The organism is Streptomyces sp. NPDC037290 (assembly GCF_055603245.1).
On sequence record NZ_JBVJVZ010000140.1, the window covers coordinates 1 to 1,424 of the forward strand.

Annotated in this window: 2 protein-coding genes; both read right to left on the bottom strand. The window is 69.0% G+C overall.

Annotated features, from left to right (window positions below):
* A partial coding sequence (gene pstA / locus ACZ7HQ_RS45475; protein WP_471003512.1) for a phosphate ABC transporter permease PstA occupies positions 1–1,038 on the bottom strand: 1,038 nt, incomplete at its 3' end.
* Positions 1,035–1,424: PstC family ABC transporter permease (locus tag ACZ7HQ_RS45480; RefSeq protein WP_471003518.1), on the bottom strand; the 390-nt coding region annotated here is incomplete at its 5' end. The genes pstA and ACZ7HQ_RS45480, both read right to left, overlap by 4 nt.

Sequence of the window (1,424 nt, forward strand, 5' to 3'; positions counted from 1 at the left end):
CACGAGATTGAGGATCATGACGAAGGCGATCAGCACCAGGGCCGCTGCCCAGGCGCGGTCGTAGGACGCGGCCTCGCCGATCTTGTACTGCTCGTAGATGTAGAACGGCAGCGAGGACTGGGCGCCTGCGAAGGGGTTCGTGTTGATCAGCTGGCTGCCGAAGACCAGCAGGATGATCGGGGCCGTCTCACCGGCGATACGGGCGATGGCGAGCATGACGCTCGTGGTGATGCCGCCGATCGCGGTCGGCAGGACCACCTTGAGGATGGTGCGCCACTTCGGGATGCCGAGGGCGAGGGAGGCCTCGCGCAGCTCGTTGGGGACGAGCTTGAGCATCTCCTCGGTGGAACGGACCACGACGGGGATCATCAGGATCGTCAGGGCGAGGGCGCCCATCAGGCCGGAGGGCTCCAGGTTGGCGATCAGCATGATCGACAGGATGAAGAGACCGGCCACGATGGACGGGATGCCCGTCATCACGTCGACGAAGAAGGTGACGGCCCTGGCCAGCGAGCCCTTGCCGTACTCGACGAGGTAGACGGCGGTCAGCAGGCCGAGCGGGGCGGAGATCACCGTGGCGATGCCGACCTGCTCCAGGGTGCCGATCAGCGCGTGGTAGACGCCGCCGCTGGGCTCGAAGCCGAGCACACCGGCCATCGAGTGGGTGAGGAAGTAACCGTCGAGCCGCTCCGCGCCGCGGACGATCGTCGTCCAGAGCAGCGAGGCGAGCGGGACGACGGCGATCAGGAAGCAGACCCACATCACGCTGGTGGCGAGGCGGTCCTTGGCCTGGCGCTGGTTCTCGACGACCGTCGTGGCGACGTAGGAGATGGCCAGGAAGAGCAGGGCCGAGATCAGGCCCCACTGGATGCGGCTCTCCCAGCCGGCGGCCAGCGAGATGCCGACGCCGAGCGCGACGGAGACGACGGCGAAGCCGAGCGGTGCGAGGCGGGGCAGGGAGCGGCTGCCGAGGCTGCTCTCCGGGGAGGGCGATGCGGGCGACGGGCGTTCCATGACGCCGGTGGGTGCGTGGCTCATGCGTTGGCCCCCGAGTACTCCTTGCGGCGGGCGATGATGAGCCGGGCCGCGCCGTTGACCAGCAGGGTGAGGACGAAGAGGACGAGACCGGAGGCGATCAGGGCGTCCCGCCCGAACGCGTCGGCCTCGCCGAAGTTGGCCGCGATGTTCTGGGCGAACGTGCCGCCGCCCGGATTGAGCAGGTGCAGCGAGATGAGGAAGTTCGGGGAGAGGACCGTGGCGACGGCCATCGTCTCGCCGAGCGCGCGGCCGAGGCCCAGCATCGAGGCGGAGATGATGCCGGAGCGGCCGAAGGGCAGGACGGAGAGGCGGATGACCTCCCAGCGGGTGGCGCCGAGCGCGAGCGCGGCCTCCTCGTTCATCTTCGGGACCTGGAGGAAGACCCC